This window comes from Candidatus Pelagibacter sp. (genome assembly GCF_965262185.1).
In the GTDB taxonomy this organism is placed as follows: Bacteria; Pseudomonadota; Alphaproteobacteria; order Pelagibacterales; family Pelagibacteraceae; genus Pelagibacter.
On sequence record NZ_OZ253498.1, the window covers coordinates 1,444,785 to 1,471,661 of the forward strand.

At 30.5% G+C, this 26,877-nt stretch carries 35 protein-coding genes and 1 tRNA gene; 21 read left to right on the top strand and 15 right to left on the bottom strand.

Annotated elements, in window-relative coordinates:
* Nucleotides 1-24 precede the first annotated feature (24 nt).
* From grxD to sfsA, 9 genes are read right to left on the bottom strand one after another with little or no spacing between them, the layout of a single operon-like run.
* The gene (grxD, locus tag ACQY31_RS07835; protein ID WP_428079926.1) at nucleotides 25-357 is read right to left on the bottom strand and encodes a Grx4 family monothiol glutaredoxin; all 333 of its coding nucleotides are present in this window, start codon (nucleotides 355-357) and stop codon (nucleotides 25-27) included.
* Entirely contained in the window at nucleotides 357-587 is a 231-nt protein-coding gene (locus ACQY31_RS07840; RefSeq protein WP_428079927.1) for a BolA/IbaG family iron-sulfur metabolism protein, read from the bottom strand. Before ACQY31_RS07840 ends, grxD begins: the two co-directional genes overlap by 1 nt.
* Nucleotides 587-2,779, bottom strand: a complete 2,193-nt coding sequence (purL, locus tag ACQY31_RS07845; RefSeq protein ID WP_428079928.1) for a phosphoribosylformylglycinamidine synthase subunit PurL — start codon at nucleotides 2,777-2,779, stop codon at nucleotides 587-589. The genes ACQY31_RS07840 and purL overlap by 1 nt, the downstream gene beginning before the upstream one ends.
* Entirely contained in the window at nucleotides 2,776-3,459 is a 684-nt protein-coding gene (gene purQ / locus ACQY31_RS07850) for a phosphoribosylformylglycinamidine synthase I (protein WP_428079929.1), read from the bottom strand. Before purQ ends, purL begins: the two co-directional genes overlap by 4 nt.
* A gap of 3 nt (nucleotides 3,460-3,462) precedes the next feature.
* Entirely contained in the window at nucleotides 3,463-3,705 is a 243-nt protein-coding gene (purS, locus tag ACQY31_RS07855) for a phosphoribosylformylglycinamidine synthase subunit PurS (RefSeq protein WP_428079930.1), read from the bottom strand.
* A complete protein-coding gene (gene purC / locus ACQY31_RS07860) occupies nucleotides 3,702-4,487 on the bottom strand; it encodes a phosphoribosylaminoimidazolesuccinocarboxamide synthase (protein WP_428079931.1) in 786 nt (261 codons plus the stop codon). The genes purS and purC overlap by 4 nt, the downstream gene beginning before the upstream one ends.
* Nucleotides 4,487-5,779 carry an adenylosuccinate lyase gene (gene purB / locus ACQY31_RS07865; protein ID WP_428079932.1) on the bottom strand — a complete coding sequence of 431 codons (1,293 nt, stop codon included), beginning with the start codon at nucleotides 5,777-5,779 and terminating at the stop codon, nucleotides 4,487-4,489. Before purB ends, purC begins: the two co-directional genes overlap by 1 nt.
* 3 nt (nucleotides 5,780-5,782) lie before the next feature.
* Nucleotides 5,783-6,553, bottom strand: a complete 771-nt coding sequence (gene map, locus ACQY31_RS07870; protein WP_428079933.1) for a type I methionyl aminopeptidase — start codon at nucleotides 6,551-6,553, stop codon at nucleotides 5,783-5,785.
* Complete coding sequence (gene sfsA / locus ACQY31_RS07875) at nucleotides 6,546-7,244, bottom strand: DNA/RNA nuclease SfsA (protein ID WP_428079934.1); 699 nt, start codon at nucleotides 7,242-7,244, stop codon at nucleotides 6,546-6,548. Before sfsA ends, map begins: the two co-directional genes overlap by 8 nt.
* A gap of 20 nt (nucleotides 7,245-7,264) precedes the next feature.
* Between sfsA and ACQY31_RS07880 the strand changes: the two genes are divergently transcribed.
* The 15 genes from ACQY31_RS07880 (at nucleotide 7,265) to ACQY31_RS07950 (ending at nucleotide 18,096) form a co-directional block, all read left to right on the top strand.
* Nucleotides 7,265-8,014: a competence/damage-inducible protein A gene (locus ACQY31_RS07880; RefSeq protein ID WP_428079935.1), complete on the top strand. Its 750-nt coding sequence runs from the start codon at nucleotides 7,265-7,267 to the stop codon at nucleotides 8,012-8,014.
* The gene (locus ACQY31_RS07885; RefSeq protein ID WP_428079936.1) at nucleotides 8,014-8,415 is read left to right on the top strand and encodes a gamma-glutamylcyclotransferase family protein; all 402 of its coding nucleotides are present in this window, start codon (nucleotides 8,014-8,016) and stop codon (nucleotides 8,413-8,415) included. The genes ACQY31_RS07880 and ACQY31_RS07885 overlap by 1 nt, the downstream gene beginning before the upstream one ends.
* Before the next feature lie 5 nt (nucleotides 8,416-8,420).
* On the top strand, nucleotides 8,421-9,713 hold the full coding sequence (locus ACQY31_RS07890; protein WP_428079937.1) for an NAD(P)H-dependent oxidoreductase: 1,293 nt from the start codon (nucleotides 8,421-8,423) through the stop codon (nucleotides 9,711-9,713).
* Nucleotides 9,714-9,757: 44 nt separating this feature from the next.
* Nucleotides 9,758-9,843: transfer RNA gene (locus tag ACQY31_RS07895), tRNA-Leu, on the top strand.
* A 4-nt stretch (nucleotides 9,844-9,847) separates the two neighbouring features.
* Nucleotides 9,848-10,618 carry an NAD kinase gene (locus tag ACQY31_RS07900; protein ID WP_428079938.1) on the top strand — a complete coding sequence of 257 codons (771 nt, stop codon included), beginning with the start codon at nucleotides 9,848-9,850 and terminating at the stop codon, nucleotides 10,616-10,618.
* 5 nt (nucleotides 10,619-10,623) lie between these two features.
* Nucleotides 10,624-10,761, top strand: coding sequence for a hypothetical protein (locus tag ACQY31_RS07905; RefSeq protein WP_428079939.1), 138 nt, complete (start codon nucleotides 10,624-10,626; stop codon nucleotides 10,759-10,761).
* 915 nt (nucleotides 10,762-11,676) lie between these two features.
* Nucleotides 11,677-11,859 carry an rRNA maturation RNAse YbeY gene (locus tag ACQY31_RS07910; protein WP_428079940.1) on the top strand — a complete coding sequence of 61 codons (183 nt, stop codon included), beginning with the start codon at nucleotides 11,677-11,679 and terminating at the stop codon, nucleotides 11,857-11,859.
* Complete coding sequence (lnt, locus tag ACQY31_RS07915; protein WP_428079941.1) at nucleotides 11,852-13,396, top strand: apolipoprotein N-acyltransferase; 1,545 nt, start codon at nucleotides 11,852-11,854, stop codon at nucleotides 13,394-13,396. Before ACQY31_RS07910 ends, lnt begins: the two co-directional genes overlap by 8 nt.
* Before the next feature lie 43 nt (nucleotides 13,397-13,439).
* The gene (locus ACQY31_RS07920; protein WP_428081210.1) at nucleotides 13,440-13,565 is read left to right on the top strand and encodes a hypothetical protein; all 126 of its coding nucleotides are present in this window, start codon (nucleotides 13,440-13,442) and stop codon (nucleotides 13,563-13,565) included.
* A 90-nt stretch (nucleotides 13,566-13,655) separates the two neighbouring features.
* On the top strand, nucleotides 13,656-14,090 hold the full coding sequence (locus ACQY31_RS07925; protein ID WP_428079942.1) for a c-type cytochrome: 435 nt from the start codon (nucleotides 13,656-13,658) through the stop codon (nucleotides 14,088-14,090).
* 160 nt (nucleotides 14,091-14,250) lie between these two features.
* Entirely contained in the window at nucleotides 14,251-15,024 is a 774-nt protein-coding gene (gene lgt / locus ACQY31_RS07930; RefSeq protein WP_428079943.1) for a prolipoprotein diacylglyceryl transferase, read from the top strand.
* Between the two features lie 839 nt (nucleotides 15,025-15,863).
* Nucleotides 15,864-16,013, top strand: a complete 150-nt coding sequence (locus ACQY31_RS07935; protein ID WP_428079944.1) for a hypothetical protein — start codon at nucleotides 15,864-15,866, stop codon at nucleotides 16,011-16,013.
* A 145-nt stretch (nucleotides 16,014-16,158) separates the two neighbouring features.
* Nucleotides 16,159-17,310 carry a D-alanyl-D-alanine carboxypeptidase family protein gene (locus ACQY31_RS07940; protein ID WP_428079945.1) on the top strand — a complete coding sequence of 384 codons (1,152 nt, stop codon included), beginning with the start codon at nucleotides 16,159-16,161 and terminating at the stop codon, nucleotides 17,308-17,310.
* Nucleotides 17,303-17,485 (top strand): dTMP kinase, encoded by a 183-nt coding sequence (locus tag ACQY31_RS07945; RefSeq protein ID WP_428079946.1) that lies wholly within the window; start codon nucleotides 17,303-17,305, stop codon nucleotides 17,483-17,485. Before ACQY31_RS07940 ends, ACQY31_RS07945 begins: the two co-directional genes overlap by 8 nt.
* Before the next feature lie 170 nt (nucleotides 17,486-17,655).
* Nucleotides 17,656-18,096 carry a pseudoazurin gene (locus tag ACQY31_RS07950; RefSeq protein ID WP_428079947.1) on the top strand — a complete coding sequence of 147 codons (441 nt, stop codon included), beginning with the start codon at nucleotides 17,656-17,658 and terminating at the stop codon, nucleotides 18,094-18,096.
* Nucleotides 18,097-18,161: 65 nt separating this feature from the next.
* On the opposite strand, the gene ACQY31_RS07955 is transcribed toward ACQY31_RS07950, so the two are convergent.
* Nucleotides 18,162-18,677, bottom strand: a complete 516-nt coding sequence (locus ACQY31_RS07955; protein WP_428079948.1) for a TlpA family protein disulfide reductase — start codon at nucleotides 18,675-18,677, stop codon at nucleotides 18,162-18,164.
* Between the two features lie 139 nt (nucleotides 18,678-18,816).
* On the opposite strand from ACQY31_RS07955, the gene ACQY31_RS07960 reads away from it, so the two are divergent.
* Both ACQY31_RS07960 and ACQY31_RS07965 read left to right on the top strand, forming a co-directional pair.
* Nucleotides 18,817-20,232, top strand: coding sequence for a Do family serine endopeptidase (locus ACQY31_RS07960; protein ID WP_428079949.1), 1,416 nt, complete (start codon nucleotides 18,817-18,819; stop codon nucleotides 20,230-20,232).
* A gap of 180 nt (nucleotides 20,233-20,412) precedes the next feature.
* The gene (locus ACQY31_RS07965) at nucleotides 20,413-20,898 is read left to right on the top strand and encodes a DUF411 domain-containing protein (RefSeq protein ID WP_428079950.1); all 486 of its coding nucleotides are present in this window, start codon (nucleotides 20,413-20,415) and stop codon (nucleotides 20,896-20,898) included.
* A 64-nt stretch (nucleotides 20,899-20,962) separates the two neighbouring features.
* On the opposite strand, the gene ACQY31_RS07970 is transcribed toward ACQY31_RS07965, so the two are convergent.
* Nucleotides 20,963-21,352: a MerR family transcriptional regulator gene (locus ACQY31_RS07970; protein WP_428079951.1), complete on the bottom strand. Its 390-nt coding sequence runs from the start codon at nucleotides 21,350-21,352 to the stop codon at nucleotides 20,963-20,965.
* Between the two features lie 267 nt (nucleotides 21,353-21,619).
* Between ACQY31_RS07970 and ACQY31_RS07975 the strand changes: the two genes are divergently transcribed.
* Genes ACQY31_RS07975 through ACQY31_RS07990 form a run of 4 tightly spaced genes read left to right on the top strand, consistent with a single transcriptional unit; the run spans nucleotide 21,620 to nucleotide 23,888 of the window.
* Nucleotides 21,620-21,994 (top strand): DUF4396 domain-containing protein, encoded by a 375-nt coding sequence (locus tag ACQY31_RS07975; RefSeq protein WP_428081212.1) that lies wholly within the window; start codon nucleotides 21,620-21,622, stop codon nucleotides 21,992-21,994.
* A gap of 8 nt (nucleotides 21,995-22,002) precedes the next feature.
* Complete coding sequence (gene petA / locus ACQY31_RS07980) at nucleotides 22,003-22,524, top strand: ubiquinol-cytochrome c reductase iron-sulfur subunit (RefSeq protein WP_428079952.1); 522 nt, start codon at nucleotides 22,003-22,005, stop codon at nucleotides 22,522-22,524.
* A 47-nt stretch (nucleotides 22,525-22,571) separates the two neighbouring features.
* A complete protein-coding gene (locus ACQY31_RS07985) occupies nucleotides 22,572-23,159 on the top strand; it encodes a thioredoxin domain-containing protein (protein ID WP_428079953.1) in 588 nt (195 codons plus the stop codon).
* Between the two features lie 30 nt (nucleotides 23,160-23,189).
* Nucleotides 23,190-23,888 (top strand): ferric reductase-like transmembrane domain-containing protein, encoded by a 699-nt coding sequence (locus ACQY31_RS07990; RefSeq protein ID WP_428079954.1) that lies wholly within the window; start codon nucleotides 23,190-23,192, stop codon nucleotides 23,886-23,888.
* Nucleotides 23,889-23,954: 66 nt separating this feature from the next.
* Here the strand turns inward: ACQY31_RS07990 and lspA are convergent, their stop codons facing one another.
* From lspA to merA, 4 genes are all read right to left on the bottom strand, one after another.
* Entirely contained in the window at nucleotides 23,955-24,425 is a 471-nt protein-coding gene (gene lspA / locus ACQY31_RS07995; protein WP_428079955.1) for a signal peptidase II, read from the bottom strand.
* Nucleotides 24,422-25,069 (bottom strand): cation transporter, encoded by a 648-nt coding sequence (locus ACQY31_RS08000; RefSeq protein ID WP_428079956.1) that lies wholly within the window; start codon nucleotides 25,067-25,069, stop codon nucleotides 24,422-24,424. The genes lspA and ACQY31_RS08000 overlap by 4 nt, the downstream gene beginning before the upstream one ends.
* Nucleotides 25,062-25,370 (bottom strand): ArsR/SmtB family transcription factor, encoded by a 309-nt coding sequence (locus ACQY31_RS08005; RefSeq protein ID WP_428079957.1) that lies wholly within the window; start codon nucleotides 25,368-25,370, stop codon nucleotides 25,062-25,064. The genes ACQY31_RS08000 and ACQY31_RS08005 overlap by 8 nt, the downstream gene beginning before the upstream one ends.
* A 75-nt stretch (nucleotides 25,371-25,445) precedes the next feature.
* Nucleotides 25,446-26,876 carry a mercury(II) reductase gene (gene merA / locus ACQY31_RS08010; RefSeq protein WP_428079958.1) on the bottom strand — a complete coding sequence of 477 codons (1,431 nt, stop codon included), beginning with the start codon at nucleotides 26,874-26,876 and terminating at the stop codon, nucleotides 25,446-25,448.
* Nucleotide 26,877: the final 1 nt, after the last annotated feature.

Here is a 26,877-nt window from a genome sequence, read left to right on the forward strand (position 1 = left end):
TTTAATTTAAAAAAATTTCTAAATTTAATTTTTAAAATTAATACCTTTATTTTCAAGAATTTTTTTTAGTTCTCCGTTTTCGTACATTTCTTTTACGATATCGCATCCACCAACAAATTCTTTTTTAATATACAATTGAGGAATTGTTGGCCAATCACTGTAAACTTTAATGCCTTCTCTGATGTTTTGATCTTCTAAAACATTCACGCCTTTAAAATTTACTTCAAGAATCTTAAGCATATTTGAAACAGCCATTGAGAAACCACATTGAGGAGCATCTGGTGTTCCTTTCATAAACAAACACACTTCATTATTGTCAATATGATTTTGAATTAAACTTTTTGTATTATCGTCCATTATTGCTCCTTTGTTTTAATTGCTAGGGCATGTAATTCATTTCCCATTCGTCCTTTTAGAGAATTATATACCATTTTATGTTGCTCAATTTTACTTTTTCCTGAAAACTGAGAAGAAGTTACAGTCGCTGAATAATGATTTCCATCGCCTGCTAAATCCTGGATTTCAACAATTGCATCAGGCATTGCCTCTTTAATTAAACTCTCAATTTCTTTTAGATTCATTGCCATTAGTTATTCATATAATTTGATAGCCACTTTTTATTTGAACTTGTTAGTTCGTCAATTGTAACTTTTGTCTTATCATCAATATATAGCTCATTTTCATTGACTTTACCAAGTTCATCAAAATGAACTGCATTTTTATTCAATATATCTGTGACTTTTTTTAAATCTTTTTTACCAACCTCAACAATGTAACGTCCTTGATCTTCACCAAAGAAATACTCCATTTCATTAATTAAATATTTTGGTTTTTTTAAATTTACTCCTTTTTTACCTTTGATACACATCTTAGCTACTGCAGTAATAATTCCCCCTAAAGAAACATCATGAGCACTTTTGATAAGATTATTTTCGATAAGTTTAAGTAAAGTTTCTCCATTATTTTTTTCATTAAATAAATTTATTTCAGGAGGAGGACCATTTTTTTCATTTAAAATGTTTCTTGCAAATAAAGTTTGATCTAAATGTCCTTCAGTTTTTCCAATGACTAAAACCACATTATCAATCTCTTTAAAATCCATAGTGATCATTTTATTATAGTCATTAATTAAACCAACACCTCCTATAGCAGGAGTGGGCTTTATACCTTTATCTTTAGTTTGATTGTAAAAAGAAACATTACCTGAAACTACTGGGAATTTTAAATATCTAGCAGCTTCGCCAATGCCTTGAACACATTCAACAAATTCACCCATGTTTTCTTCATTTTCGGGGCTACCAAAGTTTAAACAATTAGTAATAGCAACTGGTTTTGCTCCAACAGCAATTAAATTTCTAAAACTTTCACAAACTACTTGTTTTCCACCAGTTAATGGATGCGCCCAACAATAAACTGCAGAACTATCAACTGATGCTGCAACTGCTTTATTGGTTCCGTGAACACGAACAACCCCTGAGTCACCCCCAGGTTTTTGAATAGTGTCACCCATAACGGTATGATCATATTGTTGCCAGATCCATTCTTTACTACACACATTTGGATGAGATAAAACTTTCTTTAAAACATCTATAATTTTTAAATTTTTAAGTTCTTCTTTTTTAATTTTATTTTTTTTAGGAAGTTTTGCTTTCTTCCATTTACGGTCGTACATAGGTGAATTTTCAACTAATGTATTAACTGGAATATCTGCCACTTGCTCATTATCAAAAAATAATTCAATTTTTTTAGAATTAGTTGTTTTGCCAATTACTGCAAAATCTAAATTCCATTTATCAAATATCTTTTTAGCTTTTTCTTCTTTACCGTTTTCAAGAACAATTAACATTCTTTCTTGGCTTTCAGAGAGCATGATTTCATAAGGGGTCATATTTGTTTCCCTGCATGGAACTTTATTTAGATTAATTTCAATTCCAAGATTTCCTTTTGATGCCATTTCAATACTAGATGACGTTAATCCTGCTGCACCCATATCTTGAATTGCTATAATTGAATCTCCTGCCATTAACTCTAAACATGCTTCAAGCAAAAGTTTTTCAGTAAATGGATCGCCAACTTGAACTGTTGGTTTTTTTTCTTCAATTTTTTCATCAAAACTAGCTGACGCCATACTTGCACCATGAATTCCATCACGGCCTGTCTTTGAACCAACATAAATTACTGGTTTATTTAGACCTGCTGCTTTTGAATAGAAAATCTTATCTTTTTTAACCAAACCTAAAGTCATAGCATTGACTAAAATGTTACCATTATATGAACTATCAAAGTTTGTTTGCCCTGCAACTGTTGGAACACCCATACAATTTCCATAACCACCAATACCGTGAACAACACCTCTTAATAGATTTTTTGTTTTTTTGTGTTGAGGTGATCCAAAATGAATTGAGTTTAAGTTAGCAATAGGGCGAGCTCCCATTGTAAAGACATCTCTCATAATACCACCAACACCAGTTGCGGCCCCTTGGTAGGGTTCAATAAATGAAGGGTGGTTATGACTTTCAATTTTGAATACAATTGCATCGTTATCCCCAATATCAACTACACCAGCGTTCTCTCCTGGACCTTGGATAACTTGTTTTCCTTTAGTTGGGAGTGTTTTTAAGTGAAGTCTTGATGATTTATATGAACAATGTTCATTCCACATTGCAGAAAAGATTCCAAGTTCTGTAATATTTGGAGTTCTATCTAATAGCTCACAAATTTTAGCATACTCGTCTTTTTTAAGACCATGATCTATGGCTACTTGTTCATTTACGATCATTTTAAATTATTGATTAAATTATTAAAAAAAAGAGAACCATCTTCACCCGATAGAGAAGGATCAATCATTCTTTCAGGGTGGGGCATCATTCCTAAAACATTTTTTTCTTTATTAAAAATTCCTGCAATATTTTTAATAGATCCATTAGGATTAAACTGTTCTTCAGTTTTACCCTCTTTATCACAGTAATTAATTGCAATTTGCTCATTATCTTCAATTTCTTTTAATTGTTCTTTAGTACAAAAATAGTTTCCTTCGTTATGAGCAATGTGAAACTCTAAAACTTCATTATCAATATTTTTAAAGTAAGTATTTTGTTTATTATTAATTTTAACAAACACATTTTTACAAATAAATTCTAAGTATTTATTTCTTAATAAAACACCTGGAACCAAACCTGTTTCAACTAAAATTTGAAAACCATTACAAATCCCCATCACCATCCCCCCAGAATTTGCAAAGTTAATCACAGATTTCATTATTTTAGATTTAGAGGCCATACTTCCACATCTTAAATAATCACCATATGAAAACCCACCTGGTAATACGACTAAATCACTTTTAGGTAATTCAACATCATCATGCCAAACCATCTTATTTTTAAACCCAAATTTTTTAAGAGCCACATCCATGTCTCTATCACAATTTGATCCTGGAAATGTGATGACGGATGATTTCATTAATTATTGTGCATCAATAATTTTATAATTTTCAATAACAAGATTAGCTAAAAGTTTTTTGCACATTTCTTCAACTTTATCTTTAGCTTTTTTTGGATCACTTTCTTTAATATCGATTTCAAAATACTTACCCTGTCTTACTTCATTAATGTCATTAAAGCCCATTCCATCTAAAGTTTGGTGAATAACCTTACCTTGAGGATCTAAAACATCTTTTTTTAAGGTAATGATTACTGAGATTTTCATTTTTTCTTTCTTTTAACAGAAGATAATTTTGTAACATTCACAGCACTCACATTTGATTGTTCATGCAAAATACCCAATCTTTTTGCAACTTCTGTATACGCTGGAATAAGATCACCTAAATTTTTTCTAAATCTGTCTTTATCTAGTTTTTTGTCTGTTATGCTGTCCCAAAGTCTACAAGTATCAGGGCTAATTTCATCAGCCAATATCACTTCATCTTTACCGTCAACCTTTAGTCTTCCAAATTCTAATTTAAAATCAATGAGTTTTATGCCGACGCCTCTGAACATACCAATCATAAAGTCATTAATTCTCAAAATCATCTTTTTAACTTTTTCAATTTCTTTTTTTGAAGCCCAATCAAAAGCTAAAATATGCTCCTCAGCAATTAATGGATCACCTAATTTGTCATCCTTTAAGCAATACTCAATTAGGGGTTCTTTTAAAACTGTACCATCTTCAATTCCCAATCTTTTGGTAATAGATCCAGTTGCAACATTTCTTACAATAAATTCAATCGGAATAATTTCAACTAACTTAATAACCTGTTCTCTCATATTAAGTCTTTTAACCAAATGATTTTTAATTCCAATTTGAGAAAGGTTGGAGAGGATGTGTTCTGAAATTCTATTATTTAAAACACCTTTTCCTTCAATAGTAGATTTTTTTTGATTGTTAAATGCGGTTGCATCATCTTTAAAATACTGAATGACTAAATTTTTATCATTAGTTGCATAAATGATTTTTGCTTTACCTTCGTATAGTTTTTTTCCCTTTTTCATTATTTAAAAACTCTTCTAAAGATCAAATTCACATTTTTAAAGTGTTTTGCGTAACTAAATATTGATTTTAGTCTTTTTATTGTAATTTTACTCATAATAAACTTATCATTAGAGATCACATCAAATAAGTTTAGATTTTCTGCAAAACATTTTTTTGCATATGATTGAACCATTCTGTACGATTTCTCTCTACTTAAACCAGATTTAGTTAATTCAAGCATGACTTCTTGAGAGAAAATTAGTCCTTTTGTTATATTTAAATTTTCCATCATTTTTTTAGGGTACACAATCATGTTATCTAAAATATTTGTTAGTCTTACTAATGCAAAGTCTGTTGTAATATTTGCATCAGGGCCAATATTTCTCTCAACACTCGAATGAGATATGTCTCTTTCATGCCATAGCGCTATATTTTCTAATGCAGGAATTACAGCACTTCTAACCATTCTAGAAAGCCCAGTTAAGTTTTCACTTAATATTGGATTTTTTTTATGAGGCATAGCTGAGGAACCTTTTTGATTTTTTGAGAAATATTCTTGTAATTCATAAACCTCTGTTCTTTGTAAATGTCTTATCTCAACTGCAACTCTCTCAATTGAACCTGCAATAATACCTAAAACTGAAAAATAAAAAGCGTGTCTGTCTCTTGGTATAACTTGAGTTGATATTGGCTCAACTTTTAAACCTAATTTTTTGGCAACATGTTTTTCTACATTTGGACTTATATTTGCAAAAGTTCCAACAGCACCTGATATTGCGCACGTGGATACTTCATCTATTGCATCTTTAAGCCTTTTTCTGTTTCTTTTAAATTCCTCATAAAATGATGCTAATTTTAATCCAAATGTAACTGGTTCAGCATGAATTCCATGACTTCTGCCCATACATGGTGTCATTTTGTATTTATTTGCCTGCTTCTTCAGTACTTTTAAAATCTGATCAATATCTTTTAGGATTATTTTTCCAGATTGAACTAATTGAATGTTAAAACTTGTATCAAGTACATCTGATGATGTCATGCCTTGATGCAAATATCTTGCTTTAATTCCTGCTTTTTCTGTAACAGAGGTAAGAAAAGCTATAACATCATGTTTAACTTCAGACTCAATTTTATGTATTCTATTTACATTGATAACTGCTTTTTTTCTAACAATTGAAGCTACTCCTCTTGGTATTTGACCAAGTTTTTCCATAGCCTCAGCAGCTGCAACTTCTACATCTAACCAAATTTTGTATTTATTTTCTTCTGACCAAATATCAGTTAGTTCTTTTCGAGAATATCTTTTAATCATTAATTATAAGTATGGAGGCTTTGAATAACCTTTAGCAGATTCTGTAAAGATTTCATAACCATTTTCAGTAATTCCTAACGTATGTTCAAATTGAGCAGATAAAGATTTATCTTTTGTAACCGCAGTCCAACCATCATTTAACATTTTAACCTCATATTTACCTGAATTTATCATAGGCTCTATTGTAAAAGTCATTCCAGGTTTTAATTCTAGACCTGTGTTTTTACTTCCATAATGTAAAATGTTTGGTGGTTCATGAAACGTTGTACTTATACCGTGACCACAAAAATCTCTAACAACTGAGTATCCTTTTTCTTCAACAAATGATTGAATTTCGTAACCAATATCACCTAATTTAATTCCTGGTTTCAAAATCCTAATTGCTCTTATCATTGACTCGTAAGTAGCATCAATAAGATTATTTAATTTAATTGGTGTTTTACCAATACAAAACATTCTACTGGTATCACCATAGTGTTCGTCTACAATTGCAGTAACATCAACATTAACTGCATCACCATCTCTTAATATTCTATCTGAAGGAATTCCGTGACACACAACATGATTTAATGAAGTGCATAAAGATTTTGTAAAACCTCTATAGTAGAGTGGAGCAGAGTGACCTCCATTATCTCTTATAAATTCATACCCTAATTTATCTATATAATCTGTTGAGACACCTTCCTTAATGTTTTCAGTTAACATATCAAGAGTTCTTGCTGCTAATTTTCCAGCAACTCTCATTTTTTCAAATTTTTCTTTATATTCACTCATCTAAAATTTTAAGTTTTTTATCTATAAAAATTTTTTTTGAACTTACATCACATCTATATGCTAAAAAATTTACTCCAGCTTTTTTAGCTTTTAAATAATTTTTATAATATTCTTCGTCTATATCTTTAGCTATTTTAAAATATTTCATATTTTGAATTTGAACTAAAAACAAAAGATAACAAGTATAGCCTTTATTTATGGCATCAATAAGAGTTAATAAATGCTTAGTTCCTCTTGACGTAACAGCATCTGGAAACTCAGCGGTTTCTTTATTTCTAAATAAGGTAACATTTTTGACTTCAATAAAGCTTTTTTGATTGTTCTTTTCTAATAAAAAATCAAATCTAGTCTCCTTATTAAAGAAGACTTCTGGCTTAATTGTATCGTTATTTTTTAATTCTTTAATTAGATTATTTTTAATACCATGATGAACAATCTTGTTAGCCATATGAGTGTTCACACCAACTAGATTTTTTCTTGATTTAATTATTTCAAGTCCAAATTTTAGTTTTCTTTTAGGATCATTATTTGGTAACAAATAAACATCGTTACCTTCTTCTAATAAACCTTTCATAGAACCAGTGTTAGGACAATGAGCTGTTACAACTTCTTTACCAATTTTTATGTCAGTAAAAAACCTTTTGTAACGTTTGATTAGTTTGCCTTTTACTAAAGACTTGGTAAATTCCATTACTAAATTATATATTTCATATGGACAAAAAAGCAAAATTTAATGCATCAATTTTAATAATTGGAAACGAGATTTTATCTGGAAGAACACAAGATACTAACACTTCAACATTAGCGACTTGGCTTAATTCTATTGGAGTTAAAGTTGAAGAAGTTAGGGTAATACCAGATGTAGAAAACACCATAGTTGAAACATTAAATTTTCTGAGATCTAAATACGATTATGTTTTTACAACTGGAGGTATTGGGCCAACCCACGACGATATAACTGCTCAATCAGTTTCAAAAGCATTTGGTTTAAAATATGAAGTTCACAAAGAAGCTTTCAAAATATTAGAGGCCTATTATCAACCTGGAGAATTTAACGAAGGAAGACAAAAAATGGCTTGGATGCCTGAAAATGCAAATTTAATTTTAAACCCTACAAGTGGTGCTCCAGGATTTAATGTTGAAAATGTTTACTCTCTTCCAGGAGTTCCTTCGATATTAAAATCAATGTTAGGTGGATTAACAAATAATATAGTTGGCGGTGAACCAATTAAAAGTTTAACTATAAGCTTAAGAACTGTTGAAAGTGAAATAGCGAATTCACTAACAAAAGTGCAAAATGACAATTTAGATGTTGAAATTGGAAGCTATCCTTTTTTTCACGCTGGAAAATTAGGGGTGTCGATAGTCATTAGATCTGAAGATCAAAATAAAATTGATGATTGTAATTCGCAGATTTTAAAATTCGTAAATGAAAAAAAAATTGAGGTAGTTGAGCGCTAATGTTGTATTTTGCTTATGGTAGTAATCTTCACCATTTTCAAATGAAACGAAGATGCAAAGACAGTGTTTTTTTAAAAAAAATAAATTTAAAAGATTTTAAATTAACATTTAGAAGCAAATACAGAGCAGCAGACATTGAGCCAAAAAAAAATTCTATCGTACCAGGTGGATTATTTGAAATTTCAAAAAGTGATGAAAAAAAATTAGATGTTTATGAAGACTTTCCAATTCTTTATAAAAAACATTATTTTTTTTACTATGGAAAAAAAGTCATGACCTATACTATGGTAAAAAAATCTTCATTTAAGTTTCCAACAGAAAGATACCTTAATGTAGTTAAAAGAGGTTATAGAGATTGCAAACTTGATAAAAAATTTCTTATAAAGGCATTACAGTATTAATTGATATGTTTTTACATACAAAATTAGAGGAACGAAAAGACCCAATAAGAGTAGCTTTTATTGGATGTGGGAAATTTGTAAGTATGTTTCTGTCTCAATATTCTCATTTAAATAAAATAGAGATTGATAGCATTGTTGATCTAAATATTGATCAAGCAAAAAAAAATTGCTTTAAAAGTGGAATAAATGAAGGAGAAATATCTAGAATAAATTTCTCTAATTCTCTTGATCAAATTATTGATAGAAATATTGAAATCTTTATTGAAGCAACAGGAAATCCTATTGTAGGCACAGTTCATGCGGCAAAAATTTTAAAAAGTAAAAAACATTTAATCCTAGTTAATGTAGAGGCCGATATTACATGTGGAAAATATTTATCAGATTTAGCTAAAGAGAATGGAGTTATTTGTTCTATGGCTTACGGAGACCAGCCTTCATTAATTTTAGAGCAAATTGAATGGGCAAGACTTAATGGTTTTGACGTAATCTGTGCAGGAAAGGGAACCAAGTATCACCCAACCTTTGAATACTCAACACCTGATACAGTTTGGGGTCATTATGGTTTAACTAAAGAAAGAGCTGAAAATGAATCTGGAATGAATCCTAAAATGTTTAACAGTTTTTTGTGTGGTGATAAATCAGCAATTGAAATGTGTGCAGTAAGCAATGCTGCAAATCTTAAATGTCCCTCAAATGGATTAACTTTTCCTCCAGTTGGTGTTTATGATATTGCAAAAAAATTAATACCAAAAACTGATGGAGGGTTAATTGATTTTGACGGTCAAGTAGAAGTTATATCAAGTATTGATTTAGATAAAAAAGATATTCCTAATGATTTAAGATGGGGCGTATACATTGTCATTAAAGCTCAAAATGAATATGTCAAAAATTGTTTTAAAGATTATGGAATGGTAACTGACTCAACAGGGAACTATTCAGCAATATGGAGGCCTTATCACTATATTGGCTTAGAACTTGCACAGTCTATATATTCTATAGCGCTTGATAATCGAGCAACAGGATATACAAAAAATTATAATGCAGAGGTAGGAAGTGTAGCTAAAAAAAATTTGAAAGTTGGAGAAAAACTTGATGGAGAGGGAGGATTTTGTGCAAGAGGCAAATTAATTACTTCTCTCAAATCTAAAAGTGAAATGATATTGCCATTAGGTCTAACTGATAATGCAATATTGAAAAAGGATATTAAAAAGGACGAAATAATTAAAATTGAAGATGTTCAGCTGAAATTACCAAATGAGGTATTAGAGGCTAGAGATTACCAGTACAATTTAATATAGTTGAGTTATAAATAATTGAAGATATAACAATGATGTTCGCAAATGCCCTCGTGGTGAAATTGGTAGACACAAAGGACTTAAAATCCTTGCCGCTTGCGGAGTGCCAGTTCGAGTCTGGCCGAGGGCACCACTAAATGAGCAAGCTTCAGATTATTTCAGATAAAAATAAAAAATCATTAAGTATAAAAAATATTTTATTAAAAAAAATAAAATCTAATAATTTTCATAAAGATAATTTAATTATTGTTATTGGAGGCGATGGATTTATGCTTCAAACATTAAAAAAAAACAAAAACCTTAACAAACAATTTTATGGAATTAATTCAGGAAACTATGGTTTTCTAATGAATAAATTTTCCTCTAATAATATTATAAAAAATTTATCAAGAGCAAATATGGTTTCTATTTCACCTTTAGAAATGACAGTTAGAAACAAAAATAATCAAATTAAAAAATCTATAGCAATAAATGAAGTTTCAGTATTAAGACAAAGTAGGCAGGCAGCTTCGCTATCCATTAAGCAAGGATCAAGACAAATAATTAAAAAATTAGTCTCTGATGGTGTTTTAGTATCAACACCAGCTGGTAGTACAGCTTATAATTTATCTGTTCATGGACCTATTTTAAGTCTTCATTCAAAAAAATTGTCTATATCTCCAATAAGCGCATTTAGACCAAGAAGATGGAAAGGTAAAATTGTAAATGATAAAACAAAAATTAATATTACAAATCTAAATCCTTCAAAGAGACCAATAAGTGCTGTAGCAGATAATTTAGAAGTAAGAAATGCTAAATCAATTACTGTAAAAACTAACAACAAAATCAAGTTTAATTTACTTTATGACAAAAGCAGAAGTTTACAAAAAAAAATTAAAATTGAACAAATAAGAAGAGAAACAAGTTAGATTAGATGAATAAAATTAATCCAATTGTATTAGTTGTACTAATTTTAATTTCAGGATTTTTTGCATTTAAAATAATGTCATTTTTTGGTTGCTATGTTCGTATTGAGAATGTTGGGGAGTGTTGGAAGTTAACAGCTTGGTAGAGAAAATTATGGTGCCCCCGCACGGATTCGAACCGCGGACCTATTGATTACAAATCAAAAAGCTTCTTAAAATTTCCTTTCATTAACGTTGATATTAGTAACTTCTGGAATCCTCGTCAAGCATCTAACATATCAATGACTACAAAATGACTACACTCGATAAAATTAACCTCTTACTAATCAACAACGGCGGTGATGCTATTTACAATTTATAGATGCACTCTGTTAATCTATTAGCGAGTCTTTATGCGGATTTCGAACACACTTTTTTGCTAATCTTTTTTATCTTATTACAACTCTTACGAGTCTTTCCGGATCACAGATCGTCCATAGTCGGTCGCTGTTGCTCCCTCTCGTTCTGCAAAGGCGAACGGATTCAAAAGGGGTCCTAATGGGTTCTCCGTTGAGCTGTGGACTCTTAAGACGGACTTCCTCCATACTATTAGATGTATCTTATAGGAAGGTATTGTATGTCTGTTTTATAGAGCTAGTGAGATCAAAATAGATTTCCGTGGATAAGATCATTTAAATGAATCTTTTCTTAAAAAAATATAATAAAATTATTTTACAAAAAATATTATGCAAAAATTATCTCAAAAAAAATATGATTACTTGAGTTACGACAAGCCAGCCATAGACCGTTGTATTAACTGTGGGAACCACGAACAAGTTCATACTCAAATCACGACGGAATATGAGGGTAATCTTAACTCAGGCCCAATATGCAGGAAGTGTTATTCTACTAATAAAGGACCAAGAATAGCGCAGTTTTAACCAGGATCGGGACAATCATTCCATCACCTAGACACTAAATTTAAGGTCAAGTAGGGTTGGATTATAGATGAAGGAAAGTTAATGAAAAACTTAATATAAAAAATTACCTATATTGGAGACATTGTTGTTAGTTATGAATTTATGAATAAACCAAAAGGCTTAAGTACACTGGAGTTTAAAAGTAAAGTAACTAAGATTTTTATTCACGATTTTCTTCATTTATTAGGTTATGACCATATTAAATTAAAAGATTTTAAAGACATGCTAATTGAAGAAGAAAAAATTTATAAAACTATTGAAACAAAGGTTATCAAACTTGTTTAAAAAAAACTTTTTAAATTCTCTTTATATTATTTCTTTAGGATCAATAAGCTCTTACAGCTTACCACCATATAATTATTTTATAATCAATTTTATTACTTTTTCCTTATTTTTTATTTTTATTTTTAATAAAAAAAAAAGAACATCAAACAATAAATCTTTTTTTAAATATGGGTGGTGTTTTGGATTTGGATATTTTTTATTTAGCCTATATTGGATAGTGATTTCATTAACTTTTGATCAAAGTTTTAAGTTTTTAATCCCAGTGGCTATAATTTTATTACCAGCTTTTTTAGCTATATTTTATGGCTTAATGACATATTTATTTTCAATTTTTTATTCAAAAAATGTAATTATTTCTTTTTTTATTTTTTCAATTTTATTTGGAATAATTGAATTTGTCAGGGGCTCTATACTTACAGGCTTTCCTTGGAATTTAATCGCATTTAGTTTTTCAAACAGTATTTATTTTATTCAAATTCTTTCTATTATTGGAACTTATTCTTTTAATTTAATTTGCATCTCTTTATTTACCGTTCCTGCTTTATTTATTTTAAGAAACTCTAGAAAAGAAATTATGGTTTGTTTTTTTTTTATTTTAATGTCTGCTGGGTTTCTAATATTTGGTCAAATAAAAAATGATAATTTTAATTATTTAGAAAGTGTAAAAAACTCTTATACAATAAAAGCAATATCATCAAACATTAGTCTAGATAGGTTTTATTCAAAACAAGATGAGTTAAAAATAATTAATGAGCTTATAGAACTAAGCGCCCCAACAAAAATTGAACCTACAATTTTTGTGTGGCCAGAGGGGATTATTCCAGACAGTTACTTAAGAGATATGAGTGTGTATAAAAACTTATTTTTAAATAACTTTGGTGAGGATGATTTAATCATCATGGGTTTAAATAGTATGGAGACAAAAAATAATAAAGATTTATTTTATAACTCAATGGCTATATTTAACAATAAGCTAGATCTCATCGCAAAATACAATAAAGTTAATTTGGTACCATTCGGAGAGTTTACTCCTTTTGAAAGCATTCTTAGTTTAATAGGCCTTAAAACAGTAACTAATAATTATCAATCCTTCTCTAGTGGAGAAAATAGGATTCCGCTGAATATAAAAAATAATAAAATTGATTTAAATCTACTTCCTTTAATTTGTTACGAAATAATTTATTCAGGTAAATTATCTAGAAATAATAATTTTGATTATATAATTAATATTTCAGAAGATGGTTGGTTTGGAAATTCTGTAGGCCCTAAACAGCATTTTTCACATAGTATTTTTAGATCAATTGAGAGTGGAAAATATATAATTAGATCTGCAAACAATGGGATTTCTGCAATTATAAACCCTATGGGAGTTATTGAAAAAAAAGTAGAATTTGGATCAACAGGATATGTGGAGCTGTCTGAGAGTAAATTAGTTAAATCCACACCTTTTATGTTATATGGGAATAAAATCTTTTTTATATTAATTTTGATATATATTTTTTTAATTTTTTCATTTATTAGACTGAAAAGAGTTTAGTGACATTCTTTTTTTAAGTTTTGAACAAACAAAAGACAAAGATATAGCAAAACAATTAAGTATTGCTTATTGGACAACAATTGTCATCTATAAAAATAATAAAGAAGTATATAGGAGCATTGGTCAAACTGATAAAGCTAAAATCTATGAAGCAATAAAATCTCTTTAGCCTCAGCCCAAAAAGAAATAATTAAGATCGTACAAATAAAAATTGAATATTTTTTATTGATAAAAATAAAAATAGATTTATCTTAAAATTATGAAATTTTCACTTGTACTTACGGTATTTGTTTTATTTTTATTTAATATTCAATTTGCAAATGCTAGCAATCACTATCCAATAACAAGAGATTCAAAAATTGCCATTGCAAGAGGTGAGTTATTGTACAATCAGTATTGTGCAAGCTGTCATATGCCCAATTTATCAGGAGCTAAAAATTGGAAAGGTAAGGATAAGGATGGACACAATTTGCCTCCACCATTAAATGGCTCAGGTCACACATGGCATCATTCAGATGAGTTATTACATAACATAATTAAACATGGATTTGTCAACTTGGTAAAAAATTATAAAGGAAAGATGGTTGGCTTTGGTGATAAAATGAGTGATAAGCAAATAGATTCTGTTCTTTCATACATAAAAAGTCATTGGGACGATGAAATATATGAAAGACAAATTTCAATCAGTAAATAATAATTAAGGATAATAAAAATAAAAATTTTAAAATTAAAAAAATTTCTGATAAAAAATATAGAGTATATTTAGGTCCTTTTAGTAACATTAATTACAAATTTTGATTTTGACATATATTAATTTATAAAAAAATAATATATTTTATATTCAGTTTTAAAAAATGTTTATTAATAATTTTGACCCAGTTGCTTTTCATATTTTTTCATTAGAAATTAGATGGTATTCGTTGGCTTATATTGTTGGAATTATATTGGGGTGGACATACTGTAAAAAAAAATTAATTAAAGACAAGCACATATTAGATCTATTTGACGACTTTATTACATATCTAATTATAGGTGTAATTTTAGGTGGAAGAATTGGTTATGCACTATTTTATAATTTAGAATATTACTTAGAAAACCCTTTTGAAATTCTAATGGTGTGGAATGGAGGAATGTCCTTTCATGGAGGCTTAATAGGGGTTATTGTTGCATCTCAACTATTTTCAAGCAAACATAAAGTTAATCAATTTATATTCTTAGATTTGGTAGCGCTATCAGCACCTATTGGAATTTTTTTTGGAAGAATTGCAAATTTTATAAATTCAGAACTTATTGGAAGAGCAACTGACTTACCTTGGTCTGTTCAATTTGTATTGATAGACAATATTAAAAGACACCCTTCACAGTTATATGAGGCTTTTTTTGAAGGGATTATTTTGTTTCTTGTGCTTGGTTATTTCTTCAAGAAAAATTATTTACAAAGTCCAGGAAAAATATCAGCTTTATTTTTAATTTTTTATTCTTTATTTAGATTTCTTATAGAATTTTTTAGATCTCCCGACCCTCAAATTGGTTATTTAATTTTAAACTTAACGCTAGGTCAGTTAATAAGTATCCTTTTTTTAGTAGCTGGCACATTCTTATTTTATTTAAGAAATAATGAAAAATAAAAACAGTGATTTATTTACCTTAGATAAATTTATAGAGGAATCTCTCTATAATAAAAAATATGGCTACTACATAAAAAAAACCCTTTTGGTCAAAGTAGTGATTTCATAACAGCACCTAATATATTCATATTATTTTCTGAAATGATAGCTATCAGGGTAATTTCTTTTGGGGAAAAACCACAACCAAGGAAAAAAATTTTAATAAATCTCCCCAATCTTGGGCAAGACCTTCAAAGTTGAAGCACTCTCAAGTACTCTAAGGATTTGTAATAATTTGTAAGAGGCTTATATCAAAGGTTCATTAGTAGTATTCCTGATGGAGAGACATATCTTGTTGTGCAAATAAAATTTATCTTTTCACCAGTAATCATCCCCAATTCCATCACCTAGACACTACTAACTTTTAGAGTCGCGTCAAAAGTCTTATATATAAATAACCACACGTAATAAAACTTTTTGTGAACATATTTCAGACTTAGTAGAGCCAAAGATTAATGATCTAAGTAGAATCATGCATTGGATTTCATTCCTTTTTTTGCGTTTACGTTTCTTTTCATTATTACCCTCTCTACGTAAACCTCTTGATTGGAAGAGGAGTGAAACCATTACCAACTACAAATTACTTACCTTAAAAAAAAACAATAGGAGTTTTGATATATGGAAAAAAACGGTATTAATAAATACTGTCATGTAAGTGCCTATATAGCTTACGATAATTGCAGCCCAGTTTACAAACAAACCTTCAGATTTGAACTCAGTCCCAGTACCCATAACAGCATCATTTGGGAGAAAATAATTAAAATACTCAAGAAAAACGGAATAAATGTGGAGCTTAAATCATGAAGAGGTTCTTAATTTTTGTTTCAGCACATTTAATTCTTTTTTTAATGGTAATTGCTTATCAGGCTCAAGCAGAAGAAGAGTGGACCATTGATAGATTTAAAGATCTGTCTTATGCAAGAGTTAGCGGGGGAGGTGACACACGGTGATAGCTTAAATTTTCTTATGTAATAAAAAAAATAGCTGATAAGAAATACAGAGTATATTTGGGACCATTTGACAACATCAATTCTCTAGAAAAAACATATAATGATATAAGCATAATGCAATTTAAAAACATTAAAATTATAAATAATGATTAAAGCAAAATTTTTAATAATACTAATATCTGCACTTTTAACTTTTAATTCAATTGCTGCATTTGAAATAAAAGCAAGGACTGCAATACTGCAAGATTTTCTCTCAGGTGAAATACTCTATGAAAAAGAAGCAGATAAATCTATATACCCAGCTTCGATGACAAAAATTATGACGGCTATTATTGCGTTTGATTTAATAAGAAGTGGTGATCTAAATCTTAATGATAAATTTATAATTTCTGAAAATGCTTGGCGTTTATCGTCTGCTGGTTATTCTTCAATGTTCATAATGATTGGTGATGAAGTAAGTGTAGAAAATTTACTTAAAGGAATAATAGTTGCTTCTGGCAATGATGCTTGCGTTGCATTAGCAGAAGGTATAGCGGGGACAGAAGATGAATTTGCTATTATGATGACATCTAAAGCTAAAGAAATAGGCATGGAAAATACAAATTTTGCCAACTCATCAGGGATAAATAATACAGAAAATGTATCTACTGTTAGAGATATTATGATTATGTCTAATTTTCTTATTAAAGAATTTCCCGAAGAATATAAATATTTTGCAGAAAAAGAATTTACTTGGGATAGAACAGGGGGAGATCCTATTACCCAAGGTAATCGTAATCCATTATTATATAAAAATATGGGAGCAGATGGTATTAAAACAGGTTATTTAGCTGTTGAAAAATATTCTCTTGCATCCTCATTAATAAGAGATGGAAGAAGATTGATTGCAGTAGGTAGTGGTTTTGAAACTAAAAATTCAAGATCTAGAGAAAGTTCTAAACTTTTAACTTACGGTTTAACGAATTTTGATTTAGTCGAAATAAATAAATCAAGTGAAACAATAGATAAAGTTGATGTATGGCTTGGAAAAGAAAATCAAGTCGATGTTTATGTTAACGAAGATATATTTAAGACAATAAAAAAAGCAAAAAAAAACCTATTAAAAGTTGCTTTAAAATATGAGGGACCTATTGAAGCCCCAATTAAAAAAGATGATGTAATTGGTAAATTTAGAGTTGTTTATGATGAGGAACTCATAGGAGAATATGATCTCTTGGCCGCTAAAGATGTCGATAAAGTTAATATCTTTACTAGATTAATAAAGTCTTTGAACTATTTAATCTGGGGTGATGTCTAAAAAACCTGTAATAGTTTTTGAAGGTATTGAAGGTAGTGGGAAAAGCCTACATATTTTAAATGTAGCAAAATATCTCAAAAAAAAAAATATAGATTTTATAAAAGTTCGAGAACCAGGTGGTTGTATTAATTCAGAAAAAATTAGAAAACTAATTTTAGATAAAAAATCTAATTAAATTATTTTCAAATTGAACCTAATAAGGTGTTTAAATAAAAATTAAATTATAAGTTGGCTTAATATTAATGTGGTAACTTGTTACACTTAACAAAGTTGATTATTTTTTTTTACTAATTATGTGTATAATAATAATTTATTAACTCATATGCGAAGAAAGTTAAATTAACCATGATAAAAAAAATAGCCACCCTAGTTACAACTTTGTTTTCAGTAATTTTTTTAAACACCGCTTCCCTTGCAGCCGATGCAACAGTAGAAATGTTAAATAAACAAGAAAAAGAAATCATGGTTTTTTCTCAAAAAATTGTAAAAATAAATGTTGGAGATAAAGTTTTTTGGAAAGCTACCAATAAAGGACATAATGTAGAGTTTATTAAAGGTGGCGTTCCTGAAGGTGTTGAAAAATTTAAATCTAAATATAGTCAAGATGTAGAATTTAAATTTGATACCCCGGGTATTTATGCTTATTGGTGTACTCCACATAAAAGCGTTGGAATGATTGGCTTTATAATTGTCGGTGACGATAAGTCTAATCTAGATGCTATTAAAGCAATTAGATATTCTGGTAAATCTAAAAAAATAGCGCCTGATCTAATTAATTCATTATAAGAAAAATGTTCTGTATGGTCACCCTATGAGATTTAGTATTTATTTATGCAAAAATATAACTTGAATTAATTATAAAGCTTCAACCAATTAATAAATTCCTTATCATTAAAATCGATAGGACCTATAATTCTTGCAAATTCTTTGCCTTCTTTATTAAATAAAATACTTGTTGGAATTCCTCTTAAAGAAATTTTTTTTGCCAATGTTATGGGCGAATCAAAGTAAATATCTAAATTTTTAATATTCAACTCCTTAAAAAAAGATTCTGCTTTTGGCAGACTTTCTTGACTAATATTTATTGGAAAGATTTTTAGGTTATTTAAATTAATGTTTTTTTGTAAATTATCTAATGAAGGCATTTCTTCTTTACACGGAAGACACCAGGTAGCCCAAAAATTAAGTATTATTAATTTCCCTTTATAATTGGCTAAATCAACATCTTTTTGATTTTTGTCTTTAAAAATTACCTTTTCATAAGTTTTTAGATTTTTTGTTAATATTAAATTTTTGATATCTGGTTTTTCTATAGCGTAACCAACAGTGGTAGTTATTATGCAAATAAATATTATTATAAATTTCATTACCTTCAGCCTACCTCACAGTTAAAGTGTTCTCAAGTATCATCAATACTTTTCTTAATAACCCTTATTTTGCAACTTAGTAATTACAAAATTTTTATTTGACTCTCTCGTAGGTGGAAGATTTATATTAAAAATTAAAATGAATAGAATTAAAAAATTATTAATAGTATTTTTTACAGTTACTCTTGTACTACAAATAAATGTTAAAGCTGCACCAACATCATTTGCAGATTTAGCAGAAAGGTTAATGCCATCAGTTGTAAATATTTCAACAACAACTACAACGGTAACTACTAATGCCAACCCATTCCCTGGATTTCAATTTCCCCCAGGATCACCTTTTGAAGATATGTTCAAGGAATTTGGAACACCACAAACAAGAAAATCTGCAGCATTAGGTTCGGGGTTTATAATTGATGAAAAAGGAATTGTAATTACCAATAATCACGTTATCAAAGATTCAGAGGATATTGTTGTTAGAGTGGGTGGAGATAAAGAATACAAAGCAACAATTATTGGGGCAGACCCTTTATCTGATATTGCAGTTCTTCAAATCGATTCAAAGGAAAAATTTATACCAGTTCAGTTTGGAGATTCTGATAAAGCGAGGATTGGTGATTGGGTTATTGCAATTGGTAATCCATTTGGTTTAGGAGGAACGGTTACCTCAGGAATTATTTCAGCTAGGAATAGATCCATTGGCCTTTCGCGTTATGAAGACTATATTCAAACAGATGCCTCAATAAACTCAGGTAATTCAGGCGGTCCATTATTTGATATAAATGGTGATGTCATTGGAATTAATACTGCAATCCTAGGTAAAGGTGGATCAATTGGAATAGGTTTTTCAATACCATCTAATAGTGCAAAAAAAGTTGTTAGTCAGTTAATAGAATTTGGTGAAACAAAAAGAGGATGGCTTGGGGTTAGAATTCAAGTTGTTACTCAAGAAATTGCAGATGTAGAAGGATTAGATGAACCGAGAGGAGTTTTGGTTGCAAGTGTAGCTGAAAAAAGTCCTTCTGATAATGCAGGAATTAAAGATGGAGACATCATATTAGAATTTAACAACACCAAAATTAATGAAATGAAAGAATTACCGATAATTGTTGCACAAACAGAAGTTGGTAAGACTGTAAATGTTAAAATTTGGAGAAATAAAAAAGAAATAGTTAAAAAAATTAAGTTGGGAAGATTAGAAACATCAAGTGATTTTAAAGAAGAAAAAAAAGAAGTAACACCCGAAACACCAGATATTTCAGAAATTAAGTCTTTAAAAATTATAGCACGACTTTTGAATGATAAAGATATTGAGGAAAGAAAGCTGCCCAACCAAACAACGGGCTTAGTTATAACTAATATCGGTAAAAATAGTCCAATAGATTATTTAAATGTAGGTGACGTCATAATTGAAGCTCAAAAGAAAAAGATTAAATCTATAGAAGATCTTGAAGACATAGTAGATACCGCTTTAAAATCTAATCAAAAAACAATTTTAATTGTGATCTATAACGCACAGAACCAAAGAAGATATATTGGTGTTAAGTTAGATTGATAAGTTAGTTTATGGTTTTTGATGAATACACAATTTTTGTTTGTCTTATTTCCATCAATAGTAAAAAGTATGTTAAAGAAGATGGGGTTAATAAAAAATTCACAGTTAGGAAGTAGTAGTTTGGTTTTTGTAATTATTTAATATATTAAAAATTAAAATGAACAGAATTAAAAAAATATTATGAATTTAAAATCTAAATTTTCTATATCAGTTATATTAGTAGTTTTATTAATATCATCTGTTTATATTTTTAACTTTGTCACTAATAAACAAGATGCTTTTCCCGTTGCAAAAACTAGCAAATATACTGTCGAAGTTTTTAAAACTCCAACTTGTGGATGCTGTAATGGATACGTTTCATTTCTTGAAGGAGAACAGTTTAAGGTAAAAAAAACAAATATGACAAGTCTCGACTTGATTAAAAAAAAACATAATATTCCAGGAGAAATGCAATCTTGTCATACTAGTGTTGTGGGTAAATATTTTATAGAAGGTCATGTGCCTATTGAAGCGATAAATAAATTACTAAAAGATCAACCTGATATTGACGGCATAGCTTTGCCTGGAATGCCAATTGGGACACCTGGTATGCCAGGAAATAAAGAAGCGCCTTATGTTATTTATCAGCTTATTGATGGGGAATATTCTGTATTCATGACCATATAAATTAATCTTCATGAATTAATAAAAGCTTTCAAACAATAATTACGCGTTCGTCTAAAACTATAATTTAATTTATTAATGTTAAATTATCTAAAATAGAGCAATTTGAATTTTTATCACCTTTGCATTGTTTGGATATTTTTTGTAAATTTTTCTTTAACATATTTAAGGATTTAATTTTGTTTTCAATATCGTTTATTTTTAGTACAGCAATTTCCTTAACATCCTTGCTATATCTACTTTTGTTTTCAAATAATTCTATTAACGTTGAACACTCTTTTATAGAAAAACCAAAAGATCTTGATTTTACTATTAATTGAAGTTTTATTAAGTCATTTTCTGTAAAATCCCTATAGCCATTATTAACTCTACTGGGTCTAATAAGTCCAATATCAGAGTAATATCTTATTTTTTTAATTGGAACTTTGATTCTATTTGCGGCTTCACTAATTTTCATTTGATTCTCTACTTTGTGTAAATTTTGTAATTCTTTTACTTTAAACTTTATTTTAAAGAATAAAAACTAATATTTCTAAACGATTATGCTAAGCAATATTATAAATTTAAACCCTTAATATTAATTTGACTCTCTTGTAGGTGGAGAGTCTATAACATCTTTATTGTTGAAGTTTAAATCAACTAATAAATGATAGAAAAAAACATTACATCTGAAGATTTTAATTGGTCGTGTAAACACACGTGGAGAAAAAGTGCTAAAAATACTATGTGGTGTGTTATCGGGTGTGTAATTGGAGACTTTGGAACTATTTTATATTTTCAAATAACAGGTATTCCATGGCCAGTTTTAGCTATTATGACTTTAGCAATTATTAATGGTTTATTAACCAGCATTATGCTTGAAACCTTTATTTTAATGAGACAAGATTTTAAATTTGTTAAAGCATTAAAAACAGCTTGTGGGATGAGTTTCATTTCAATGGTTAGTATGGAAGTTGCAATGAATTTGACAGATTATCTTTTAACAGGTGGCGCTATGTTAACTTGGTGGGTGGTACCAATAATGCTGACAGTGGGTTTTTTAACTCCATGGCCTTATAATTATTGGAGGCTTAAAAAATTTAATCAAGCTTGTCATTAAATATAATAATGAAAAATACTTCAAAAGACAAAAAACCTGTAAGAAGAGATTTTCTATTCACTGCCTCTTACGCTGTTGGAGCAGTTGGAGTTGGAGCTGTAGTTTGGCCTTTAATTGACCAAATGAATCCAGACGCTTCAGTTAAAGCATTAGCGAGTACAGAAGTTGATGTAAGCGCTTTAAAACCTGGTAACACAATTACAGTTTTATGGAGAGGTAAACCAGTTTTTATCAGAAGAAGAACTAAACTAGATATTGAGAGTGCCAGAAAAGTTAATTTAGAAGAACTTAAAGATCCAGAAAAAGATGAAGATAGAGTAAAAAAAGATGAATGGCTTGTAATGATTGGAATTTGCACTCACCTTGGTTGTGTTCCTTTAGGTGACAAAGGTGAATATGGAGGATGGTTTTGTCCATGCCATGGTTCACATTATGATACATCAGGAAGAATAAGAAAAGGTCCAGCTCCTACAAACTTAGAAATACCAAAGTATGAATTTGTTGGAAATAATATAATTAAAATTGGATAGCGACATAATTAAAGTTTAAATATTAATAACTAAAAGGAAATAAGACCATGAGTGTAAAAAGAAATATTTTTATTATTTTATTCATTTTTTTAATCACAATTTCAGTAAAAGCAGAAAATCACATAAAAAAAATATTTGAAGGTTATGTTGATGCGCCAATTAAAATTTTAGCCTTTGAATCTTTAACCTGTTCAGCATGTGCAAACTTCCATAAAAATATATACCCTGAATTAAAAAAAGATTTTATTGATACAGGGCTAATTAAAATAGAATTTAGAAATTTTCCATTAGATATTATGGCTTTAAATGCTGCAAAAATTGTTCATTGTAAAAATGACGGTGACTCAAAAATAATACATTTTTTATATAAAAATCAAACTTTATGGGCCAAAGAAAATACTGTTGAAAAAGCAAATTCTAATTTAAAAAAACTTTTATCAAACAATGGTTATTCCTTAAATTTTGATGAGTGTATTAATAATAAAGAAATAGAAAACCATATATTAGAAGATCGTATAGAAGGTACCAAAAAATATAAAGTTAATGCAACACCAACTTTAATCATTAATGAGAAAAAATTTGACAAAAGCCTAAACTATAAAAATTTAAAAAATATAATTGAAAAAAATCTATAAATTGATTTATTTAAATTACCTTAGAAAAATATGAAAATAGAAAAAACACACTATCGACTAAATTTTGGATGGAAGACGCGCCACATTATAGTGTTACTGATCGTCATTATAGGGACCTACGCATTTATAGAATCACGCTCCCAATGGTCTGAAATGCATCGCTGGAACAGAGCGGTGGGTGATATGAGTTTTGTATTAATTGCCTTATCCATGATGATTGGTCCACTGTCCCGTTTATCAAAAATAGCCCGGTCAGCTATTCCTTGGAGGAGAGAACTGGGTATTCACGGAGTGTTGCTTGCTGTCACTCATGCTATCATTATTCTTGTTGGTTGGGTTGAGTGGGATTTGATCCGACTGTTCGGTTATGTAATTCACCCCCAAACTAAGCTTTACGTAATGTTGTTACATGGTTTCGGCCTATCTAACATAATCGGGATCATTGCTCTTGTTTATGGAATTGTTCTAGCGCTTTCATCAAGCGATTGGGTTCAGAAAGTATTAGGAGGCTCCGTCTGGAAGTTTTTGCAACAGAGTTCCTATGTTTTATGGATGTTGATTATTGTTCACACTGCATATTTTCTATATCTGCACTTTCAAGATTTCCACAAGCAAGTTCCTGATCCTAATTGGGCTCAGATTCCATTTGCAGCAACTATTGTAGTTGTTACCTTACTACAATTAGCAGCCTTTCTGAAAACATGGAAAATAAAAAAAAATACACAGTAAAAATGTCAGTCTAAAATTAAGAACTAAAGTGTAGTATAATAAATCTAATTTATGGATTTATTTAAATTAAATTTTGTTAACCTGTTCTTTGTCTTTAAAACTATCGATAAGCAGTAACAGTACACCGATAAAAATAAAGCTGTCGGATAAATTAAATGCTGGCCAGTGGTAACCAAATGCATGAAAATCCAGATAGTCAAACACAGCAGAAAATCTTAGCCTATCTATTATATTTCCTAATGCACCGCCAATAATCAGACCTAACGCAATGGCGGTAAAACGATCATCTACTTTCCTCAGCCATACAAATAAAAATGCAACGATCATAATTGCAAGACCTGAAAGTACCCATTGCCCGTTTGGAATATCTTGTAACATACCAAAACTAATACCAGGGTTCCAAACCTTTACCAGATTAAAAAATGGAGTAATGACCATAGATTGTGATGAGCCTCCAAAGACAGCAAATAAGGTTTGCTGAGTAACCAGTATCAGCATTAAAGCAAGAACAGAAATTGTAATGCCATATCTTGTCATTTCTTCATCTCTTTTAATTCCTTTCTCGCCGAGCGTATAATCCGCCAGCTTCCATTTAGTGCTAATCCTGCAATGATAGCTGCAACCAATAAATCAGGCCATTTAGTACCAGTAACAAAAACACCTAAAGCAGCCAGCATTACGGCAATATTGCCGATGGCATCATTACGGCTGCAAATCCAAACGGATTCACGGTTGCTGTCTCCGCTACGATATTTATACAATAACATTGCGCTGACGACATTTGCTACAAGCGCTAAAAATCCAATAACACCCATAACTTCCGCCTTTGGAAGCTCTGCAAATATAGCTTTATAAACTGTACTGCCAAGCACCCACAGACCAAACACGCCCATCGTACTGCCTTTTATCAGAGAGGCTTTTGCTCGTATATTCACTGCTTTATTGAGTACATAAAGCGAAATCGCATAATTTGCCGCATCACCAAAAAAATCTAAAGCATCAGCTAATAATGACTGTGAACCGGAATATATACCAGATGCTATCTCAACAAAAAACATTACAGCATTGATAAGTAATATCGCCCATAATATTTGACGGTAACGGCAATCCCAGCCATGCTCTTCATTGGTAGTTTCGCAACATTCATCCGGCTTTTTAACTTCTTCGCAGCAATTAGCCATGATCACCTTCCTCTGCAACGTGATCGACCATATCACGCAGCACACAAGCAATATGTTCATCGGCAACGCTGTAAAATACTTGCTTACCTTCTTTACGGCTTTTCATTAATCGTGCGGCTTTTAGCAAACGCAGATGATGGCTTGCCAAAGATTGTGATAACTTGGCCTTTTCCTTAATAGCACTAACCGATTGTTCCTCATCCAAACAGGCCAGAATAATCTTTAAACGGCTTGGCTCACCCAAAAGATTAAACATCTCGGCCAATTCTGTTATTTGGTCATTATCTATTTGTGTGGTCATACCATCTAGTGTTTATTATATATGAATAGATGTTCATATATTAGCAGTTATATTGGATGTTGTCAAATGGATACGTTACCCTGCGCAACATGAAAGTTTACTAACATCTTTATCAAAGGTTTGAGCGGCAAGTTTCAGTCCTTCTACGCCTGTTAGGTATGGGAATATAGTGCTTGTCAGTGCTTCTGTTGTCATTTGTGCTTTCAAAGCAATCACGATTGTTTGTATCAAGTCTCCGCCTTCCGGTGCTAAAATATGCGCGCCTAGTAATTTGTCGGTTTTTCTGTCGGCTACTAATTTGATTAAACCTCTGGTATCACGGGCGGCAATAAAGCGTGGCACATGGTCAAGTGTAATGACACTGGTTTTTACATCATAGCCTTGCTCTTTTGCTTGAACTTCGGTTAGCCCTGTATCAGCTACCTGCGGATCGGTAAATATCACAGAAGGCATGGCAGCGTTATCATAAGCATTTTTATTACCATCAAGTGTATTAAGTGCTGCAATTTTGCCGCCGTAAGCGGCCATATAAACAAACATATCCGTACCTGTTACATCACCTACGGCATAAACATTTTCACGGCTGGTTTGCATATATTCGTTAACCTGTACGCCACCGTTTTTAATCAGTTTTATACCGTTTTCTTCCAGTCCCATATTGGCCGTGTTCGGTTTGCGTCCGGTAGTTACCAAAACTTGCTCGGCATCAATAGTGCGAGTTTCTCCATTTTTATCGTGTGTCAGACGAATACCACCATCTATTTCTTCAATTTTTTGGTAACCAATTCCAGCACACACATCTATGTTTTCATCTTGTAAATATTTAGCTAACGCTTCGCTTATTTCCAGCTCGGTTTCCGGCACTAATCGGCTACGACAGCAGATTGTAACTTTAGTTCCGGCTCTGGCAAACATCTGGCCTAACTCAACACCAATGACCCCACCGCCGATAACAAGCAGAGATTTTGGTTGTTCCTGTAATTCTAATGCTGTGGTGCTAGTGAGATAGGGAACGCTTAACATACCGTCAATCGGCGGTAATGATGCAGACGAGCCTGTGGCGATAATCACCTTCTTAGGTGTGTATAGCGTATCGCCAACCATCACTCCGCCATCTGTAAAAACTGCCCGTCCTTCAAGATAAGAAACGTTTTCATAGGCTGGTAAAACATCAATATATTTTGCGCCTCTAAGCTCATCCACCAAGGCTTGTTTTTGTGCTACCAATGCTTTCCAGTCGGTTATTTTGGCATTGGCTTCAACCCCATCAAAGCGGGAGGCTCTGCTTGCCTGGTGCAATGTTTCAGTTGCCCTAATCATAGTTTTTGAAGGAACACATCCAACATTAACGCAAGTTCCTCCAATTACTCCCTCTCCCACAATAACTACATTTGCACCTTTCTCGGCAGCAGTTATGGCAGATGAGAATCCTGCAGATCCAGCACCTATTACCAAAAGATCAGGGAAGAGATTAATTTCTTTATTTTTATTGTAGTAATCAGGCATA

Bases quoted from the DNA above. Each gene is read 5' to 3' on its own strand.
- ACQY31_RS07935 (WP_428079944.1), top strand. From the start codon at position 15,864: ATGAAGAGGTTCTTAATTTTTGTTTCAGCACATTTAATTCTTTTTTTA.
- merA (WP_428079958.1), bottom strand. From the start codon at position 26,876: ATGCCTGATTACTACAATAAAAATAAAGAAATTAATCTCTTCCCTGAT.
- ACQY31_RS07970 (WP_428079951.1), bottom strand. From the start codon at position 21,352: ATGAAAATTAGTGAAGCCGCAAATAGAATCAAAGTTCCAATTAAAAAA.
- ACQY31_RS08005 (WP_428079957.1), bottom strand. From the start codon at position 25,370: ATGACCACACAAATAGATAATGACCAAATAACAGAATTGGCCGAGATG.
- ACQY31_RS07990 (WP_428079954.1), top strand. From the start codon at position 23,190: ATGAAAATAGAAAAAACACACTATCGACTAAATTTTGGATGGAAGACG.
- petA (WP_428079952.1), top strand. From the start codon at position 22,003: ATGAAAAATACTTCAAAAGACAAAAAACCTGTAAGAAGAGATTTTCTA.
- ACQY31_RS07890 (WP_428079937.1), top strand. From the start codon at position 8,421: ATGTTTTTACATACAAAATTAGAGGAACGAAAAGACCCAATAAGAGTA.
- ACQY31_RS07880 (WP_428079935.1), top strand. From the start codon at position 7,265: ATGGACAAAAAAGCAAAATTTAATGCATCAATTTTAATAATTGGAAAC.
- purL (WP_428079928.1), bottom strand. From the start codon at position 2,779: ATGATCGTAAATGAACAAGTAGCCATAGATCATGGTCTTAAAAAAGAC.
- ACQY31_RS07910 (WP_428079940.1), top strand. From the start codon at position 11,677: ATGAATAAACCAAAAGGCTTAAGTACACTGGAGTTTAAAAGTAAAGTA.
- map (WP_428079933.1), bottom strand. From the start codon at position 6,553: ATGAGTGAATATAAAGAAAAATTTGAAAAAATGAGAGTTGCTGGAAAA.
- lspA (WP_428079955.1), bottom strand. From the start codon at position 24,425: ATGACAAGATATGGCATTACAATTTCTGTTCTTGCTTTAATGCTGATA.
- ACQY31_RS07925 (WP_428079942.1), top strand. From the start codon at position 13,656: ATGAAATTTTCACTTGTACTTACGGTATTTGTTTTATTTTTATTTAAT.
- ACQY31_RS07885 (WP_428079936.1), top strand. From the start codon at position 8,014: ATGTTGTATTTTGCTTATGGTAGTAATCTTCACCATTTTCAAATGAAA.
- ACQY31_RS07945 (WP_428079946.1), top strand. From the start codon at position 17,303: ATGTCTAAAAAACCTGTAATAGTTTTTGAAGGTATTGAAGGTAGTGGG.
- ACQY31_RS07965 (WP_428079950.1), top strand. From the start codon at position 20,413: ATGAATTTAAAATCTAAATTTTCTATATCAGTTATATTAGTAGTTTTA.
- grxD (WP_428079926.1), bottom strand. From the start codon at position 357: ATGGACGATAATACAAAAAGTTTAATTCAAAATCATATTGACAATAAT.
- ACQY31_RS07840 (WP_428079927.1), bottom strand. From the start codon at position 587: ATGGCAATGAATCTAAAAGAAATTGAGAGTTTAATTAAAGAGGCAATG.
- purB (WP_428079932.1), bottom strand. From the start codon at position 5,779: ATGATTAAAAGATATTCTCGAAAAGAACTAACTGATATTTGGTCAGAA.
- ACQY31_RS07975 (WP_428081212.1), top strand. From the start codon at position 21,620: ATGTGGTGTGTTATCGGGTGTGTAATTGGAGACTTTGGAACTATTTTA.
- ACQY31_RS08000 (WP_428079956.1), bottom strand. From the start codon at position 25,069: ATGGCTAATTGCTGCGAAGAAGTTAAAAAGCCGGATGAATGTTGCGAA.
- ACQY31_RS07900 (WP_428079938.1), top strand. From the start codon at position 9,848: ATGAGCAAGCTTCAGATTATTTCAGATAAAAATAAAAAATCATTAAGT.
- ACQY31_RS07905 (WP_428079939.1), top strand. From the start codon at position 10,624: ATGAATAAAATTAATCCAATTGTATTAGTTGTACTAATTTTAATTTCA.
- purC (WP_428079931.1), bottom strand. From the start codon at position 4,487: ATGAAAAAGGGAAAAAAACTATACGAAGGTAAAGCAAAAATCATTTAT.
- ACQY31_RS07985 (WP_428079953.1), top strand. From the start codon at position 22,572: ATGAGTGTAAAAAGAAATATTTTTATTATTTTATTCATTTTTTTAATC.
- purQ (WP_428079929.1), bottom strand. From the start codon at position 3,459: ATGAAATCATCCGTCATCACATTTCCAGGATCAAATTGTGATAGAGAC.
- ACQY31_RS07955 (WP_428079948.1), bottom strand. From the start codon at position 18,677: ATGAAATTTATAATAATATTTATTTGCATAATAACTACCACTGTTGGT.
- ACQY31_RS07960 (WP_428079949.1), top strand. From the start codon at position 18,817: ATGAATAGAATTAAAAAATTATTAATAGTATTTTTTACAGTTACTCTT.
- lgt (WP_428079943.1), top strand. From the start codon at position 14,251: ATGTTTATTAATAATTTTGACCCAGTTGCTTTTCATATTTTTTCATTA.
- ACQY31_RS07950 (WP_428079947.1), top strand. From the start codon at position 17,656: ATGATAAAAAAAATAGCCACCCTAGTTACAACTTTGTTTTCAGTAATT.
- purS (WP_428079930.1), bottom strand. From the start codon at position 3,705: ATGAAAATCTCAGTAATCATTACCTTAAAAAAAGATGTTTTAGATCCT.
- ACQY31_RS07940 (WP_428079945.1), top strand. From the start codon at position 16,159: ATGATTAAAGCAAAATTTTTAATAATACTAATATCTGCACTTTTAACT.
- sfsA (WP_428079934.1), bottom strand. From the start codon at position 7,244: ATGGAATTTACCAAGTCTTTAGTAAAAGGCAAACTAATCAAACGTTAC.